A 14,851-nucleotide genomic window follows, 5' to 3' on the forward strand; every position below is an offset into this window, starting at 1 on the left:
CAGGTCCTAGCCGCGTACGGCGCCGTCCTGGGCGTCGCTGCCCGCGTCCGCCACGGGGGCGGGCAGCGGGTCGACCAGCACCGCGCCGATCCGGTTGCGGCGCCCCGACGGGGCCTCGGCGGTCAGGCGCAGCGCCGCCGGGGCGTCGGGGGCCGAGGCGGTCTCGGGCAGTTCCACGACCGCGGAGGCGCCCGGGATGGGCACCCGGCCGAGGATCTTGGCGAGCAGGCCGCCGACGGTCTCCACGTCCTCGTCGTCCAGGTCGACCCCGTACAGCTCGCCGAGGTCGCCCAGGTCGAGGCGGGCCGTCACCCGGTAGCGGCCGTCGCCCAGGTCCTCGACGGGCGGCAGCTCGCGGTCGTACTCGTCGGTGATCTCGCCGACGATCTCCTCCAGGATGTCCTCGATGGTGACGATGCCGGCCGTGCCGCCGTACTCGTCGATGACGACGGCGACGTGGTTGCGCTCGCGCTGCATCTCGCGCAGCAGGTCGCCGGCGTTCTTGGTGTCGGGCACGAAGGCGGCCGGGCGCATCACCGAGGAGACCGGGTCGGTCTCGGCGTCGCGGTTGATGTGCATGCGCCGGGCGAGGTCCTTGAGGTAGACGATGCCGACGATGTCGTCCTCGCTCTCCCCCGTGACGGGGATGCGGGAGAACCCGCTGCGCAGGGCGAGCGTCATGGCCTGCCGGAGCGTCTTGAAGCGCTCGATGGCGACCAGTTCGGTGCGCGGCACCATCACCTCGCGCACCAGTGTGTCGCCGAGCTCGAAGACGGAGTGCACCATGCGGCGCTCCTCGTCCTCGATCAGGGACTCGCTCTCGGCGAGGTCGACCAGCGCCCGCAGTTCGGCCTCGGAGGCGAACGGGCCCTGCCGGAAGCCCTTGCCGGGGGTGAACGCGTTGCCGAGGAGGATCAGCAGCGCGGGGATCGGGCCCATCACCCTGGCCAGCGGCAGCAGGACGTACGCCGCCGCGGTGGCCGTGTTCAGCGGGTGCTGGCGGCCGATGGTGCGCGGGGACACGCCCACGGCCACGTACGAGACGACGATCATCACGCCGATGGCGACGAGCAGCGCCTGCCAGGTCGGCTCGAAGTGCCGTACGCACAGCACCGTGACGAGCACCGCCGCGGCCATCTCGCACGCCACGCGCACCAGCAGGGCCACATTGAGATAGCGCGTGGGGTCCGAGGCGACCGCCAGGAGCTTGTCCGCGCCCCGGCGGCCCGCCCGCAGGGCCGCCTCGGCGCGGAAGCGGGACATGCGGGCGATGCCGGCCTCGGCGCAGGCGGCGAGCCAGGCGACGACGACCAGCAGGACGGCATAGACCACCATCGTGATCAGTGGGTGGTGGTCGGGGCCGGGGAGGGGCCCTGGATGCCGCGCTCGGCGCGCCAGCCGTCGAGGATGGCCTTCTGCAGGCCGAACATCTCGGCCTTCTCGTCGGCCTCGTCGTGGTCGTAGCCGAGCAGGTGCAGCACCCCGTGGACGGTGAGCAGTTGGAGCTCCTCGTCCATGGAGTGCTTCGTCGTGGCCGCCGCGCCCTGCTGCTTGGCCACCTCGGGGCAGAGCACGATGTCCCCGAGCAGGCCCTGCGGGGGCTCCTCGTCGTCCTTCCCGGGACGCAGTTCGTCCATCGGGAAGGACATGACGTCGGTGGGGCCCGGTTCGTCCATCCACTGGATGTGCAGCTGCTCCATGGCGTCGGCGTCGATCGCGATGACCGAGAGCTCGGACAGCGGATGGATGCGCATGTGCTGCAGGGCGTAACGGCTGATGTCGAGCACAGCCGCCTCGTCGAAATCCCAGCCGGATTCGTTGTTGACGTCGATCGCCATAGTGCTTCGGTGGCTACTTTCCGTTGCCGTTTCGGTTGCCGTTGAGGTCGTCGTAGCGCTCGTAGGCGTCCACGATGCGCCCGACCAGCTTATGGCGTACGACATCGGTGCTCGTCAGGCGCGAGAAGTGCACGTCCTCGACGCCGTCCAGGATGTCCACGACCTGGCGCAGGCCGCTCTTCGTGCCGCCCGGGAGGTCGACCTGCGTGACGTCGCCGGTGATGACGATCTTGGAGTCAAAGCCGAGCCGGGTGAGGAACATCTTCATCTGCTCGGCGCTGGTGTTCTGCGCCTCGTCGAGGATGATGAACGCGTCGTTGAGCGTACGGCCGCGCATGTACGCCAGCGGGGCGACCTCGATCGTCCCGCTCGCCATGAGGCGCGGGATGGAGTCGGGGTCGACCATGTCGTGCAGCGCGTCGTACAGCGGGCGCAGGTACGGGTCGATCTTCTCGTAGAGCGTGCCCGGCAGGAAGCCGAGCCGCTCGCCGGCCTCGACGGCGGGACGGGTCAGGATGATCCGGTTGACCTGCTTGGACTGCAGGGCCTGCACGGCCTTGGCCATCGCCAGGTAGGTCTTTCCGGTGCCCGCGGGCCCGATCCCGAAGACGATCGTGTGCTTGTCGATGGCGTCGACATAGCGCTTCTGGTTCAGCGTCTTGGGGCGGATCGTGCGGCCCCGGCTGGACAGGATGTTCTGGGTCAGGACCTGGGAAGGGGTCTCCTCCAGGCCGTCGTCTCCGCTGTCCTGGCGGAGCATGGCGATCGACCGCTCCACGGCGTCCTCCGTCATCGGCTGTCCGGTGCGCAGCACCAGCATCATTTCGTCGAAGAGGCGCTGGACCAGGGCGACGTCGGCCGATTCGCCGGTCGCGCTGATCTCATTGCCTCGTACATGGATGTCGACGGCCGGGAACGCCTTCTCGATCACGCGCAGGAGCGAGTCGCCGGACCCCAGGACAGTCACCATGGGGTGCTTGGCCGGTACGACGAAGTGGGCGCTCGCCTGCGGTTGCTGCGTTGTCGGTGTCTGTGTCATGGGCCAGGCACTTCGGCCTGCTCATCCCGCCTTCTGCTCTTCGACATACCACTGGGCTTGGGGTTCAAGGGTACGTCGGTGCGACGGAGGTGCCGAGGGGTTTTACGCTGCGTCACGCGACGGGTAGAACTGCGCCATGCAGATCCGCACCGGAGGCCCCGGCGACCTCCCCGCCACGCTCGCCCTGCTCGACCGCGCCGTCGCCTGGCTCACCGCGCGCGGCCGCACCGGGCAGTGGGGCACCGAGCCGTGGTCGTCCCGCCCGGCGGCCGTCGACCGGACCCGCCGGTACACCGAGGAGTACCTGCTGCGCGTCGCCGAGGTGGGCGGCGAGGTCGCCGGGGTGTGCGTGCTCGCCGAGGAGCCCCCGCAGTTCACGCCGCCGGCCGGCGAGCCCGAGCTGTACATCCGGCTGCTGGTCACCGACCGCGCGCGCTCCGGGAGCGGCATCGGCGCCGCGCTGGTCGACGACGCGGTCGCCGAGGCCCGCCGCCGGGACGTGGGCCTGCTGCGGGTCGACTGCTACGCGGGCGGCGACGGGCGGCTCGTGCGGCAGTACGAGGCGCTCGGCTTCACCCGGGCGGAACCGTTCACCGTGCCGCGGGCCGAAGGCGACCCCTGGCCGGGGCAGGTGCTTCAGCGCAGGGTGTGAACCCGAGAGCGATACGCGGGCGGGGAGGCGTGCGGCATGGCAGCGTGGCGGCATGGCGAACATCCGGATCACGGACGTCCCCGGCGACGTGCACCGCACGCTCGGGCACCGGGCGCTCGCGGTGCACCAGGCCCTCGAGGAGTACCTGCGCCGATGACTGATCGAGCAGGCGCGAACGCAGACGCCCGACGACGTACTGGGCCGCGCCCGGAAGTCCGCGACGGCCGACTACACGCTCGACGAGGTGCCTCACCGGTGATCGTCGTCCATGCGTAGGGGATCGTCCTCGCCCCCACCCGCGGCGGCCCGCCGGGCGACCTGGCACGCAAGCGCCTGTCCGGCGTGACCTCGCACGCCCCGGCTCTCGACGGCCCGTGCGATCCGCGGTCCGTCGCCGGGAGGCGGCAGCGATCACCCTGCTGTCCGCCCCGTCGATTCGGCGCACGCCCGGATACGCCCTGCTCGAACGGGTCCGGAACCGCGCACCGGCCTGTCGGCGGACGGCGCGTCGTAGGTCGCGCTCGCGGACAGCGCGGGCGGGGGCGGCGCGCTGCCCGGCACGGTCGCGTGAGGCGACCCCCTCAGCGGTACGGGCGGAAGCCGATCGTCGGCACCGCGCGGCGCAGCGGCCAGCGGCGGGTGCCGGTGGGGAGCAGGTCGTCCAGGAAGGCGTAGCGGCGCAGCGCGGTGCGGTCCTGGTCGTCGTAGGCCTTGGCGTGCTGCCACCACGCGGCGATCTCGATCCAGCCGGGCGCCGACAGCGAGCCGCCGAACTCCTGCACCGACAGGGCTGCGGCCAGGCAGGCGAAGGACAGGCGGTCGTCCAGCGCCCAGCCGGCGAGCGTGCCGGTCACGAAGGCCGCGACGAAGACGTCGCCCGCCCCGGTCGGGTCGAGGGCCTCCACGTCGAGCGCGGGCACCTGCGCGCACTGCCCGGAACCGGAGTCCACCGCGTAGGCGCCCTCGGGGCCGAGCGTCACCACCGCCAGCGGCACCTGCTCGGCCAGCTTGCGGGCGGCGGCCCGGGGGCAGTCGGTGCGGGTGTAGGCCATCGCCTCCGCCGCATTGGGCAGGAACGCCTCGCAGTGCTCCAGATCGCTCAGGTCGGAGGGGTCCCAGCGGCCGGACTCGTCCCAGCCGACGTCGGCGAAGACCCGGCTGCCGTGCCGGGCGGCGTGCCCGATCCACTCCTGCCGCGGCCGGCCGGGCACCAGCGAGGCCACACAGGCCCGGCTCGGCGGCGGGCACACCGGGGCCGCCTCCTCCGGCGGCGGGGCCTCGTGGCCGTGGCTGACCATGGTCCGCTCGCCCTCGTACGCCATCGAGACGGTGACCGGCGAGTGCCAGCCGGGGATCCTCCGGGAGGGCGCCAGGTCGATGTCCTCCCCCTCGGCGAGGGAGTCCCAGCAGTAGTCGCCGTACATGTCGTCGCCGAAGGCGGCTGCCAGGCAGGTGCGCAGGCCGAGCCGGGCCAGCGCGGTGGCCATGTTGGCGACCCCGCCGGGGCTGGAGCCCATGCCGCGGGCCCAGGACTCGGTGCCGCGTACGGGCGCGGTGTCGAGACCGGTGAAGATGATGTCCAGGAAGACCGTGCCGGTCAGGTACACATCGGTCTCCGGGTCGTCCGCGGCGCGCACGGCGGCCAGCGGATCGAGGACGGGCTGGTCTTCCACCCGGGGTTCCTCCCGACCTGGTGTCGTTCGGACGATCGTACGCGCGGCGGCCCCGCGCGTATGCGTTTGTCCGTTCGGACACTCGGGCGGATCATGAAGGAAAGCGGACGAACGGCGGGGGCTGAACATGCCCGGACCTTCGGCTTCACCACCGCGGCTGATCGTCACGTCCGGGCCGGACGAGGGGACCGTCTACGACGTCCCGGCCGGGTACTGCGAGATCGGCAGACTGCCCGGGAGCGGCATCCGGCTCGACGGCGAGGGGATCAGCAGGCGGCACGCGGCGATGAACCGTGCCGGGAGCCATGTCGTCCTCGCCGACCTGGGCTCGACCAACGGCACGTTCCTCAACGGGGACCGGCTCATGGCGCCGCGGCCGCTGCGGGACGGCGACCTGGTGCGGATCGGGCATGTCGAACTGCGGCTGTCGGTGGCCTCGGGCGGCGACCGGGACGCGCTGCCGGGACGCGAGCCGGAACGGGAGCCGGCCGGACAGGACCCTGACGGGTCCGCTCGCGGCGACCCCCCGCCGCCCGCCGCGCCCTCGGTGGCCGTCGACCTCGGCGACGTCCGCGGCCCGGCGCCGCGCGGCCGTACGCGGCGGTACATCTCGGCGCACGAGCAGTTCCTGGTGGGCCGCGACCTCTACCGGGACGATCCGCCGGAGCCCGCGGCGGACGGCCCGGAGGTCCCTGACGCGGCGTACGCCGGTCCGTACGACGACCCGGACGACGACCCGGACGGCGCGGTCGCCGCCCCGGGGCAGGGGCCGGGCCGCGCTCTGATGGTGCTGGGACTGCTCGTCGCGCTCGCGGGGTTCGTGATCTGGGTGTCCCTGATCCTCGGCCTCCTGGGCGGCACGGGCAGCGCCGCGGTGCCGCCCGACCCCTTCGCGGAGCACTTGTGGGGAGCGCCGAAGGCACCGCTGGGGTTTGCCGCGTTCGGCGGCGGTGCGGTGCTGTTCGGCGCCGGCGCGGCCCTGTCGAAGGCGGCGCGCCGGCGGGGGCGCGAGGCCGGACGGCACGCGAGCCGGCACGACGGAAGCCACAACTGACGATACGTCAACTACCCGGCCGTCACATGCCCTCGCGGGGCACCGGCCGCCAGCCCGCGCCGCCCGTGCCGCCGCGCGGCGGACGGGGGCCGCGGCGCCGTGCGCGGGCCAGCCACAGACCGCGCCCCGCCGACCAGGCCAGCAGCGCGGCGACCAGCGGGCCGCCGAACAGGATCACCAGCCCTGCGCCGATGTTGGCGCCGACGCCGCCCGCGGTCACAACCCGCCAGCCCGCACCGGCCAGCGCTCCGGCCGCCACCAGCGGGCCGAGCACCTGCCACCACCGTCCGTCGAACCGCTCCGGCCCGGGTCGACGCGAGGCGAGCCCCAGCAGGGTCGCGGCGCCCACGGCCAGCACCGCCGCCGCGACGCCCAGGCCGGTCTCCACACCGGCCGGGATGTCGAAGGGCCGCACCAGGTAGTCGAGTTCGGAGGGGCGGAAGCCTGCGGCGTCCTGCCGGCCCAGCAGGCCCCAGACGGCGACCGGTACCGCAACGATCAGCGTGACGGCCGCCAGGGGCCGTATCGGGTGCTTTCCCATGAGTCCATGCTCCGTCCGGCGGACGCGGTCCGCATGAGTGCGCGTACTCAGAACGCCTGCCCCCGGAACGGGCAGGGAACTCAGAAGACGTACGCGTCCACTTCGGCGAGATAGCGGGCGCGCAGGTCCTCCTCGTCGTCCAGGAAGGCCGCGTGGAAGGAGTTGCGGGCCAGGCGCCGCAGGGTGTCCTCGTCGAGGCCCAGCGCGTCGCGCAGGGCGTCGAAGTTGTCGCCGGCGTACCCGCCGAAGTAGGCGGGGTCGTCGGAGTTGACGGTGACCAGCAGCCCCGCGTCGAGCATCGCGGGCAGCGGGTGCTCCGCCAGGGCGGGAACACAGCGCAGCCGCACATTGGACAACGGGCAGACGGTCAGCGGGACTTGGTCGCGCACCAGCCGGGCGACCAGCTCCGGGTCCTCCATGCTGCGGATGCCGTGGTCGATCCGCTCCACGCCAAGGACGTCCAGGGCCTCCCGTACGTACGCGGGCGGGCCCTCCTCCCCGGCGTGCGCCACGCGCCGGAGCCCCGCCTCCGCGGCCGCCGCGTAGACCTCGCGGAACTTCGACGGCGGATGGCCCACCTCGGCCGAGTCCAGCCCGACCGCCGTGATGCGGTGCAGGTGCGACCGCGCGGCCTCGAAGGTCTCCCTCGCGGACGCGGCGGACTCGTCGCGCAGGAAGCACATGATCAGCCGAGTGCTGACGCCGTGCCGCTCCCGGCTGCCGTCCAGCGCCCGCGCCAGGCCCTCCACGACGGTCCCGATCGGCACCCCCCGCGCGGTGTGCGCCTGCGGGTCGAAGAAGATCTCCGCGTGCCGCACGCCCTGCGCGGCGGCCCGCGCCAGGTAGGCGTCGGCGAGGTCGGCGAAGTCCTGCTCGGTGCGGAGGACGGCCATCAGCGCGTAGTACAGGTCGAGGAACGACTGCAGGTCCTCGAACGCGTACGCCCGGCGCAGTGCGTCCGCCGACGCGAACGGCAGGGTGACCCCGTTGCGCTCGGCGAGGGCGAAGGCCAGCTCCGGTTCGAGGGTGCCTTCGATGTGCAGATGGAGTTCGGCCTTCGGGATCGTCACCCGGCAACGGTACAGGTCACAGCGGTGCGAACCGGCCCGCGGCGGGTCAGCGGCGGCGCGGCACCGGGACCCGGCCGAGGTCCTGGGCGACGGTCAGTTCCCCCGCGAAACCGGCGCCGCGGGCCTGCCGCTCGAAGGCCTCGGGGTCGGTGTAGCGCTGGGAGAAATGGGTGAGCACCAGATGGCGGACCCCGGACTCGGCCGCCACGCGCGCCGCTTGACCGGCCGTCAGATGCCCGTGCTCCTCGGCGAGGGACGCGTCCTCGTCGAGGAAGGTGGACTCGATGACCAGCAGGTCGCAGCCGTCCGCGAGCGCGTACACCGCGTCGCACAGCCGGGTGTCCATCACGAAGGCGAAGCGCTGGCCCGGCCGCACCTCGCTGACCTCGGCCAGGGTGACCCCGTCGACCTCGCCGTCGCGCTGGAGACGGCCGACCGCGGGTCCGCCGATACCGAGCGCCGCCAGCCGGTCCGGCAGCATGCGCCGGCCGTCCGGCTCGACGAGGCGGTAGCCGTACGCCTCCACGGGGTGCGAGAGCCGGCGCGCCTCCAGCCGGAAGGCGCCGTCGGCCAGGACGGCGGTCTCGCTGGACACCGGCTCCTCGCGCAGCTTCACCGTCTCGCGGTAGGCCGTCGCGTAGCGGAGCCGGTCGAAGAAGTGCCGCCCCGACGCGGGGTAGTGGGCGGTCACGGGGTGCGGCACCCGGTCGAGGTTGATCCGCTGGATCACCCCGGCCAGGCCCAGGCTGTGGTCGCCGTGGAAGTGCGTGACGCACAGCCGGGTCAGGTCGTGCGCGGCCACCCCGGCGCGCAGCATCTGCCGCTGGGTGCCCTCCCCGGGGTCGAAGAGGATGCCCTCGCCGTCCCAGCGCAGGAAGTAGCCGTTGTGGTTGCGGTGCCGTGTCGGGACCTGGCTGGCCGTGCCCAGGACGACGAGTTCGCGTGCGGACACGGGCCGTTATCCCGGGGGCCAGTCCAGGCCGCGCCCGCCGAGCACGTGCGCGTGGGCGTGGAAGACCGTCTGGCCGGCGCCCGACCCGGTGTTGAAGACGATCCGGTAGCCGGTGCCGTCCACCTTGTCCTCGGCCGCCACCTCGCCCGCCTCGCGCAGCACGTCGGCGGCCAACTGCGGCTCGGCCGCCGCGAGGGAGGCCGCGTCCGGGTAGTGCGCCTTGGGGATCACCAGCACATGCGTCGGCGCCTGCGGGTTTATGTCGCGGAACGCGACCGTCGTCGCCGTCTCGCGGACGACGGTCGCGGGCACACTCCCCGCGACGATCTTGCAGAACAGGCAGTCCGCCTGCGGTTCTCCCGCCACCGTGGCGCCTCCGGCACGTCGTGGGTCGCTTCGTTGATCGGTACGGGCATGCTACCGGTGCCCCGGCGGAGCCGGGGTCACGGCAGCGGCGGCGCCGTCCGTGCCGGGTTCTCCGCGAGCGCGTCGAGGGCGAGACGGATCGCGGTGTCGAGCTGCGGGTCGCGGCCGGCCGCCCAGTCCTGCGGGGTCTGCGGGACCTCGACGTCCGGGTCGACACCGTGGTTCTCCAGGTCCCAGCCGACGCCCTCCATCCAGGTCGCGTACTTCGGCTGGGTCACGAGCGTGCCGTCCACCAGGTGGTAGCGGGAGTCGATGCCGATGACCCCGCCCCAGGTCCGGGTGCCCACCACGGGCCCGATCCCGAGCGCCTTGATGGCCGCGTTGACGATGTCGCCGTCCGAGCCGGAGAACTCGTTGGCGACCGCGACGACCGGACCGCGGGGGGCGTCCATGGGGTAGGTGAACGCGGGCAGCCCGCGCGGCAGGTCCCAGCCGACGACCCGGCGGGCGAGCTTCTCGACCACGAGCTGCGAGGTGTGGCCGCCGCGGTTCTCCCGGACGTCCACGATCAGCCCCTCGCGGGCGACCTCGACCCGCAGGTCGCGGTGGAGCTGCGCCCAGCCCGAACCCACCATGTCGGGCACGTGCACATAGCCCAGCCGGCCGTCCGAGGCCTCACGGACGTGGGCACGCCGCCCGGCGACCCAGTCGTGGTACCGCAGCGGCTCCTCGTCCGGGATGGGCACGACCACCACATGCCGCGGGGCGCTCCCGTCGGCCGGCGCCACCGTCAGCTCGACGGGCTTGCGCACGGTCCCGATCAGCAGCGGGCCGGGCCCGGCCACCGGGTCCACGGGCCGGCCGTCGACCGCCAGGATCGCGTCCCCGGCCCGCACCGCGACCCCGGGCGCGGCCAGCGGGGCACGGGCGCGCGGGTCGGAGGTCTCCGAGGGCAGCACCCGCCCGACCCGCCACACGCCGTCCTCGTCGCGCACGAGATCGGCGCCGAGCAGGCCCTGCCGGTACAGGGAGTCGACGCGCCCGCCGGGCGGGCTGACGTACGCGTGCGAGGTGCCGAGCTCGCCGGCCACCTCCCACAGCAGGTCGGTCAGGTCGTCGTGGGTGGCGACGCGGTCCAGCACCGGGCGGTAGCGGTCGCGCACACCGTCCCAGTCGACGCCGCCCATGTCGGCACGCCAGAAGTTGTCGCGCATGAGGCGGTGCGCCTCGTCGTACATCTGGCGCCACTCGGCGTGCGGGTCGACGGTGACGCGGACCCGGGACAGGTCCACCGTCACATTGCTGTCCGAATCGTCCTCGGAGGGCGTGGACTTGTGATCGGCGGCGGCCACTCGCAGCCGGTTCCCTGAGGACACCAGCACCTTGTTGCCGTCACCGCTGACCGCGTAGTCGTCCGCGTCGTCGGCGATCTCCTCCACCCGCAACTGCTTCAGGTCGTACCGCTCCAGCACGCTGGACGGCGGCTCCGACTCCGGGGAGGCCAGGGTCGCGCCGAGCACGCCCCGCACGGGGTGGCGCAGCCACAGCACACCGTCCTTGGCGGCGCGCAGCGTGGAGTACCTGGCCGCCTCGACCGGGAACGGCACGATCCGGTCGGCCAGGCCCTCGACGTCGACCCGGGTGACGGGGACGCGGGGACGCTCCTCGCCGTCCTCCTTGCGGGACTCGCCCTTGGGCTTGGCCTCCTCCTGGCCGCGGTCGTCGCCGTCCTTCTCCTCCGCCGAGGAGTCCACGGGCCGGCCGTGGAGCTGCGGGCCGAAGGGCGAGGGGGTGGTGGCGGCGAGGGTGATCAGGTGCGGGCGGCAGGCGGCGAGGAAGGCCATGTCGAAGACATGCTCGTCGTAGACCGGGTCGAAGGACCGCTCGGACAGAAAGGCCAAGTGCTTGCCGTCGGCGGTGAAGGCGGGCGAGAAGTCGTTGAAGCGCAGCGGCGTGGCGTCGACGACGGTCAGATCGGCGGTCGACGCCAGCTTGAGCTGGCTCAGCGGCTCCCGCCCCGGCTGCGACCAGGCCAGCCACGCGGAGTCCGGCGAGAAGGCCAGACCGCGGGCGTGACCGTACGCGCTCTCCACGACCGTGCGCACCTCACCGGTCTGCGCCTCGACCAGCAGCACCCGGCCGTCGTGCGAGGCGACCGCGATCCGGTGGCCGTCGGGGGACACGGCCATCGACAGCACACGGCCGAGCCGCCCCGCGGCCAGCCGGCGCGGCGCGGGGACCCCGCCCGCGGCGGGCGCGATCTCCAGCGCGTCCTCGCCCTCCGCGTCCGTCACCCACACGACCTGCTGGTCGCCCTCGCCGCCGAACACCCGCGGCAGCCGGGTGCGCACCCCCGGCTCGGCGGCCAGCGCCCGCGCGGGACCGCCCCGGTGGGTGACCCAGTGCGTGGTGCCGCGCACCTCGACGGCGCTGCCGCGGCCGGTGTGGTCCGGGCGCGCGTCGCCGAGATGACTGCCGGCATGAACGGGATGCGGCTGCAGATCCGTGCGCTGGCCGCCGAGGCGCACCTCCAGCGGGCGGGCCTCGGCGCCGTCGAGGTCGTCCAGCAGGAACAGCCGCCCGGTGCTGGTGTACACCACCCGGGTGCCGTCGGTCGTGGCCTGCCGGGCGTAGAAGCCGCCCGCCTCCACGGCGGTGTGCCGCCGCAGGTCGCTCCCGTCGGGAAGGCTGGAATACAGCGCGCCCACGCCCTCGTGGTCGGAGAGGAACGCCAGGCGGTCCCCCACCCACATCGCGCACTCCAGATTGCCGTCCAGATCCGCGTGGACCCGCTCGAACTCCCCGCTCCCCGTACGGTCGATCCACAGCTTGCCCGCCGTGCCGCCGCGGTAGCGCTTCCACGCCGCCGCCTCGCGGCCCATCGTGGCCGACAGCAGCAGCACGGCGCCGTCCGGCCCGTACGCGACGTCCCCGACCGGCCCGTACGGCAACTGCCGGGCCGGCCCGCCGTCCAGCGGGACCGCCCACGCCCAGCTCCGGCGCGACGACGCCTGCCCCTGCGGGCTGATGGCCAGCACCTCGCCGTCGGCCGTCCAGCCCCGCACGAGGGTGCGCCCGGCGCCCCAGTACGTCAGCCGCTTCGACGGGCCGCCGTCGGCCGGCGCCACATGGATCTCCGGCGCCCCGTCGCGCGTCGAGCTCCAGGCCACGTGCTCGCCGTCCGGCGAGAACCGCGGGTGGGCGACCGGCATGTTGTCCGCACTCACGCGCCACGCCCGGCCGGCACTGTCGAGCGGGGCCGCCCAGACGTCGTCCTCGGCGGTGAAGGTGATCAGGTCGCCGTGCAGATGCGGAAAGCGGAGGTACGAAGGCTGCGTCACGCCGTCACACTAACCACCCCGTGGCCTGTGGGTCAGGGCTTTTGGATCTCATTTGCCGCTCCCAACCACGGTCGCGCCCCCCATCCGCCCCCGCCGCAGGATCCAGGTGCCCGTGGGCCCACCCCTACAGCCCGTGAGCGAGCCAAAGGGCGCGCCGGTGCCGAAAGCGACGAGACCAAGCGACCGAGGAACGAGGAAGCGCAGCGTCAAGGAGCGTCGGCACCGGATCAGAGCGCCCGGAGGCAGAGCGAACACAAAAAAGGGGGCGCGCCGGTGCGAAAGCAACGCCCCTGCGACCGGTACCGCCCGCAGCCGACGCAGGATCCAAGTGCCCGAGGGCACACCCCCACCCCCCGTGAGCGAGCCAAAGGGCGCGCCGGTGCCGAAAGCGACGAGACCAAGCGACCGAGGAACGAGGAAGCGCAGCGTCAAGGAGCGTCGGCACCGGACCAAAGCGCCCGGAGGCGAGCGAACACAAAAAAGGGGAATCAACCCCAGCGCCCCGTCCGCCCCAGCAGCAGCGCCGTCGCCGCGACCCCCGCCGTCGAGGTGCGCAGCACACTCGCGCCGAGCCGGTACGGCTTGGCCCCGGCGGCGGCCAGGGCGTCGAGTTCCTCGGGGGAGACTCCGCCCTCGGGCCCGACGACCAGGACGATGTCGCCGTCCGCGGGAAGGCCCGCGGAGGCCAGCGGCTCGGAGCCCTCCTCGTGGAGGACGGCGGCGAAGGCCGCCCCCGCCAGCAGCGGCGCGAGTTGACGTGTGGTCACCAACTCGGCGATGTCGGGGAAGCGCAGCCGCCGGGCCTGCTTGGCGGCCTCGCGGGCGGTGGAGCGCCATTTGGCAAGGGACTTGGCGCCGCGGTCGCCCTTCCACTGCGTGATGCAGCGGGACGCGGCCCACGGCACGATCGCGTCGACGCCGACTTCCGTCATGGTCTCCACGGCCAGTTCGCCGCGGTCGCCCTTGGGCAGTGCCTGCACGACCGTGATCCGCGGGTGGGGGGCGGGCTCCTCGCGGACGCCGGTGACGTCGACCTCGAGCGTGTCCTTGCCGTCGACGGCGGCCACGACGCCGTGCGCGCCCCGCCCTTGACCGTCGGTCAGCACGATCTCCTCGCCGACCTGCAGCCGCCGTACGGAGACGGCGTGCCGCCCCTCGGGGCCGGAGAGGGTGATGCGGGCGGGGCCCAGGGCGTCGGGCTCGACGACAAAAACAGGGGCGGTCACAAAGCGCTCCGGGCGGAGTCGAGTTCGGCCGCGAGCAGCCGTACGAGGTCGATGGCGGGCAGGTCGCGGGCCATGGCGTGCCCCTGGCCGGCCCACAGGGCCATCGCCGCGGGGTCGCCGGCCTTCGCGGCGGCGGCGCGCACGGGGGCGGTCAGGAAGTGGATGCGCGGATAGCCGGGCGGGGCGTACCGGTCGTGGTCGCGCAGGTACCGGTTGACCAGGCTGCGCGCGGGGCGGCCGGTGAACGCGCGGGTCAGCCGGGTCGCTGTGAAGTCCGGGTCGGTCAGGGCCCGTTTGTGCACGGGGTGCGCCCCCGACTCGGGGCAGGCCAGGAAGGCGGTGCCCATCTGGGCGGCGTCGGCGCCCGCCGCCAGCACCGCGGCGATCTGCTCGCCGCGCATGATGCCGCCCGCCGCGACCAGGGGCAGCGACACGGCCGCCCGCACCTGCGGCACCAGGGCGAGCAGCCCGGTCTCCGTGCCGTCGCGCTCCGGGTCGTCGCGGTGCGTGGACTGGTGGCCGCCGGCCTCGGAGCCCTGCACGCACACCGCCGCCGCGCCCGCCTCCTCGGCGGCCCGCGCCTCGGCGACGGAGGTCACGGTGACGACGGTGACGGTGCCGGCGTCGGCGAAGCCGCGCAGCACGGTGGGTTCGGGGCATCCGAAGGTGAAGCTGACCAGGGGGACGGGGTCCTCCAGCAGGGCCGCGATCTTCGCCCCGTACGCGTCCTCCAGCACGGCGTCGCCGCCGGTGGCGGGGTCACCCAGGGACGTTCCGTAGTGGCCGGCGTCGCCGGCCACCCGTGCGGCGAACTCCTCGACGCGCGCCGGGTCGGCAGTCTCGCGCTGCGGCATGAACACGTTGACACCGAAGGGCCGGGAGGTGAGTCCCCTGATCCGGGCGATCTCCTCGCGCATGCCCTCCGCGGTCTTGAAACCGGCCGCCAGGAAGCCGACGCCGCCGCCCTCGGCCACGGCCGCCGCCAGCGCGGGCGTGGACGTACCGCCGGCCATGGGCGCCTGCACCACCGGATGCGCGGCGAGGGTCGAGAGATCGGTCAGCGCGGCCATGCGTCCATCGTTTCACGAGACCGGGCGCA

At 73.7% G+C, this 14,851-nt stretch carries 13 protein-coding genes; 2 read left to right on the plus strand and 11 right to left on the minus strand.

Annotated features, from left to right (window positions below):
• Nucleotides 1-6: 6 nt before the first annotated feature.
• From ABZ883_RS17715 to ABZ883_RS17725, 3 genes are read right to left on the minus strand one after another with little or no spacing between them, the layout of a single operon-like run.
• The gene (locus tag ABZ883_RS17715; RefSeq protein ID WP_360906789.1) at nt 7-1,335 is read right to left on the minus strand and encodes a hemolysin family protein; all 1,329 of its coding nucleotides are present in this window, start codon (nt 1,333-1,335) and stop codon (nt 7-9) included.
• A gap of 5 nt (nt 1,336-1,340) precedes the next feature.
• Nucleotides 1,341-1,838 carry an rRNA maturation RNase YbeY gene (gene ybeY / locus ABZ883_RS17720; RefSeq protein WP_360906791.1) on the minus strand — a complete coding sequence of 166 codons (498 nt, stop codon included), beginning with the start codon at nt 1,836-1,838 and terminating at the stop codon, nt 1,341-1,343.
• Nucleotides 1,839-1,851: 13 nt separating this feature from the next.
• Nucleotides 1,852-2,877 carry a PhoH family protein gene (locus ABZ883_RS17725; RefSeq protein ID WP_360906793.1) on the minus strand — a complete coding sequence of 342 codons (1,026 nt, stop codon included), beginning with the start codon at nt 2,875-2,877 and terminating at the stop codon, nt 1,852-1,854.
• A 136-nt stretch (nt 2,878-3,013) separates the two neighbouring features.
• On the opposite strand from ABZ883_RS17725, the gene ABZ883_RS17730 reads away from it, so the two are divergent.
• Complete coding sequence (locus ABZ883_RS17730; protein WP_360906795.1) at nt 3,014-3,529, plus strand: GNAT family N-acetyltransferase; 516 nt, start codon at nt 3,014-3,016, stop codon at nt 3,527-3,529.
• A 581-nt stretch (nt 3,530-4,110) separates the two neighbouring features.
• On the opposite strand, the gene ABZ883_RS17735 is transcribed toward ABZ883_RS17730, so the two are convergent.
• Nucleotides 4,111-5,202 carry a PfkB family carbohydrate kinase gene (locus ABZ883_RS17735; protein ID WP_360906797.1) on the minus strand — a complete coding sequence of 364 codons (1,092 nt, stop codon included), beginning with the start codon at nt 5,200-5,202 and terminating at the stop codon, nt 4,111-4,113.
• Between the two features lie 127 nt (nt 5,203-5,329).
• Between ABZ883_RS17735 and ABZ883_RS17740 the strand changes: the two genes are divergently transcribed.
• The gene (locus ABZ883_RS17740; protein WP_360906799.1) at nt 5,330-6,256 is read left to right on the plus strand and encodes an FHA domain-containing protein; all 927 of its coding nucleotides are present in this window, start codon (nt 5,330-5,332) and stop codon (nt 6,254-6,256) included.
• Between the two features lie 22 nt (nt 6,257-6,278).
• Here ABZ883_RS17740 and ABZ883_RS17745 read toward each other — a convergent pair whose 3' ends face one another.
• The 7 genes from ABZ883_RS17745 to ABZ883_RS17775 form a co-directional block, all read right to left on the minus strand.
• Entirely contained in the window at nt 6,279-6,797 is a 519-nt protein-coding gene (locus tag ABZ883_RS17745; protein WP_360906801.1) for a hypothetical protein, read from the minus strand.
• Between the two features lie 80 nt (nt 6,798-6,877).
• Nucleotides 6,878-7,867, minus strand: a complete 990-nt coding sequence (locus ABZ883_RS17750; RefSeq protein WP_360906803.1) for an adenosine deaminase — start codon at nt 7,865-7,867, stop codon at nt 6,878-6,880.
• A 46-nt stretch (nt 7,868-7,913) separates the two neighbouring features.
• On the minus strand, nt 7,914-8,819 hold the full coding sequence (locus tag ABZ883_RS17755) for a ribonuclease Z (protein WP_360906805.1): 906 nt from the start codon (nt 8,817-8,819) through the stop codon (nt 7,914-7,916).
• A gap of 6 nt (nt 8,820-8,825) precedes the next feature.
• Nucleotides 8,826-9,185, minus strand: coding sequence for a histidine triad nucleotide-binding protein (locus tag ABZ883_RS17760; protein ID WP_360906807.1), 360 nt, complete (start codon nt 9,183-9,185; stop codon nt 8,826-8,828).
• Between the two features lie 77 nt (nt 9,186-9,262).
• Entirely contained in the window at nt 9,263-12,526 is a 3,264-nt protein-coding gene (locus ABZ883_RS17765) for a PDZ domain-containing protein (RefSeq protein ID WP_360906809.1), read from the minus strand.
• A gap of 488 nt (nt 12,527-13,014) precedes the next feature.
• A complete protein-coding gene (locus ABZ883_RS17770) occupies nt 13,015-13,752 on the minus strand; it encodes a 16S rRNA (uracil(1498)-N(3))-methyltransferase (protein WP_360906811.1) in 738 nt (245 codons plus the stop codon).
• Nucleotides 13,749-14,822 carry a nitronate monooxygenase gene (locus ABZ883_RS17775; protein WP_360906814.1) on the minus strand — a complete coding sequence of 358 codons (1,074 nt, stop codon included), beginning with the start codon at nt 14,820-14,822 and terminating at the stop codon, nt 13,749-13,751. The genes ABZ883_RS17770 and ABZ883_RS17775 overlap by 4 nt, the downstream gene beginning before the upstream one ends.
• Nucleotides 14,823-14,851: the final 29 nt, after the last annotated feature.

It is taken from the genome of Streptomyces sp. NPDC046977 (assembly GCF_040644455.1).
GTDB lineage: Bacteria > Actinomycetota > Actinomycetes > Streptomycetales > Streptomycetaceae > Actinacidiphila.

Bases quoted from the DNA above. Each gene is read 5' to 3' on its own strand.
- ABZ883_RS17715 (WP_360906789.1), bottom strand. From the start codon at position 1,335: ATGGTGGTCTATGCCGTCCTGCTGGTCGTCGTCGCCTGGCTCGCCGCC.
- ybeY (WP_360906791.1), bottom strand. From the start codon at position 1,838: ATGGCGATCGACGTCAACAACGAATCCGGCTGGGATTTCGACGAGGCG.
- ABZ883_RS17725 (WP_360906793.1), bottom strand. From the start codon at position 2,877: ATGACACAGACACCGACAACGCAGCAACCGCAGGCGAGCGCCCACTTC.
- ABZ883_RS17730 (WP_360906795.1), top strand. From the start codon at position 3,014: ATGCAGATCCGCACCGGAGGCCCCGGCGACCTCCCCGCCACGCTCGCC.
- ABZ883_RS17740 (WP_360906799.1), top strand. From the start codon at position 5,330: ATGCCCGGACCTTCGGCTTCACCACCGCGGCTGATCGTCACGTCCGGG.
- ABZ883_RS17745 (WP_360906801.1), bottom strand. From the start codon at position 6,797: ATGGGAAAGCACCCGATACGGCCCCTGGCGGCCGTCACGCTGATCGTT.
- ABZ883_RS17775 (WP_360906814.1), bottom strand. From the start codon at position 14,822: ATGGCCGCGCTGACCGATCTCTCGACCCTCGCCGCGCATCCGGTGGTG.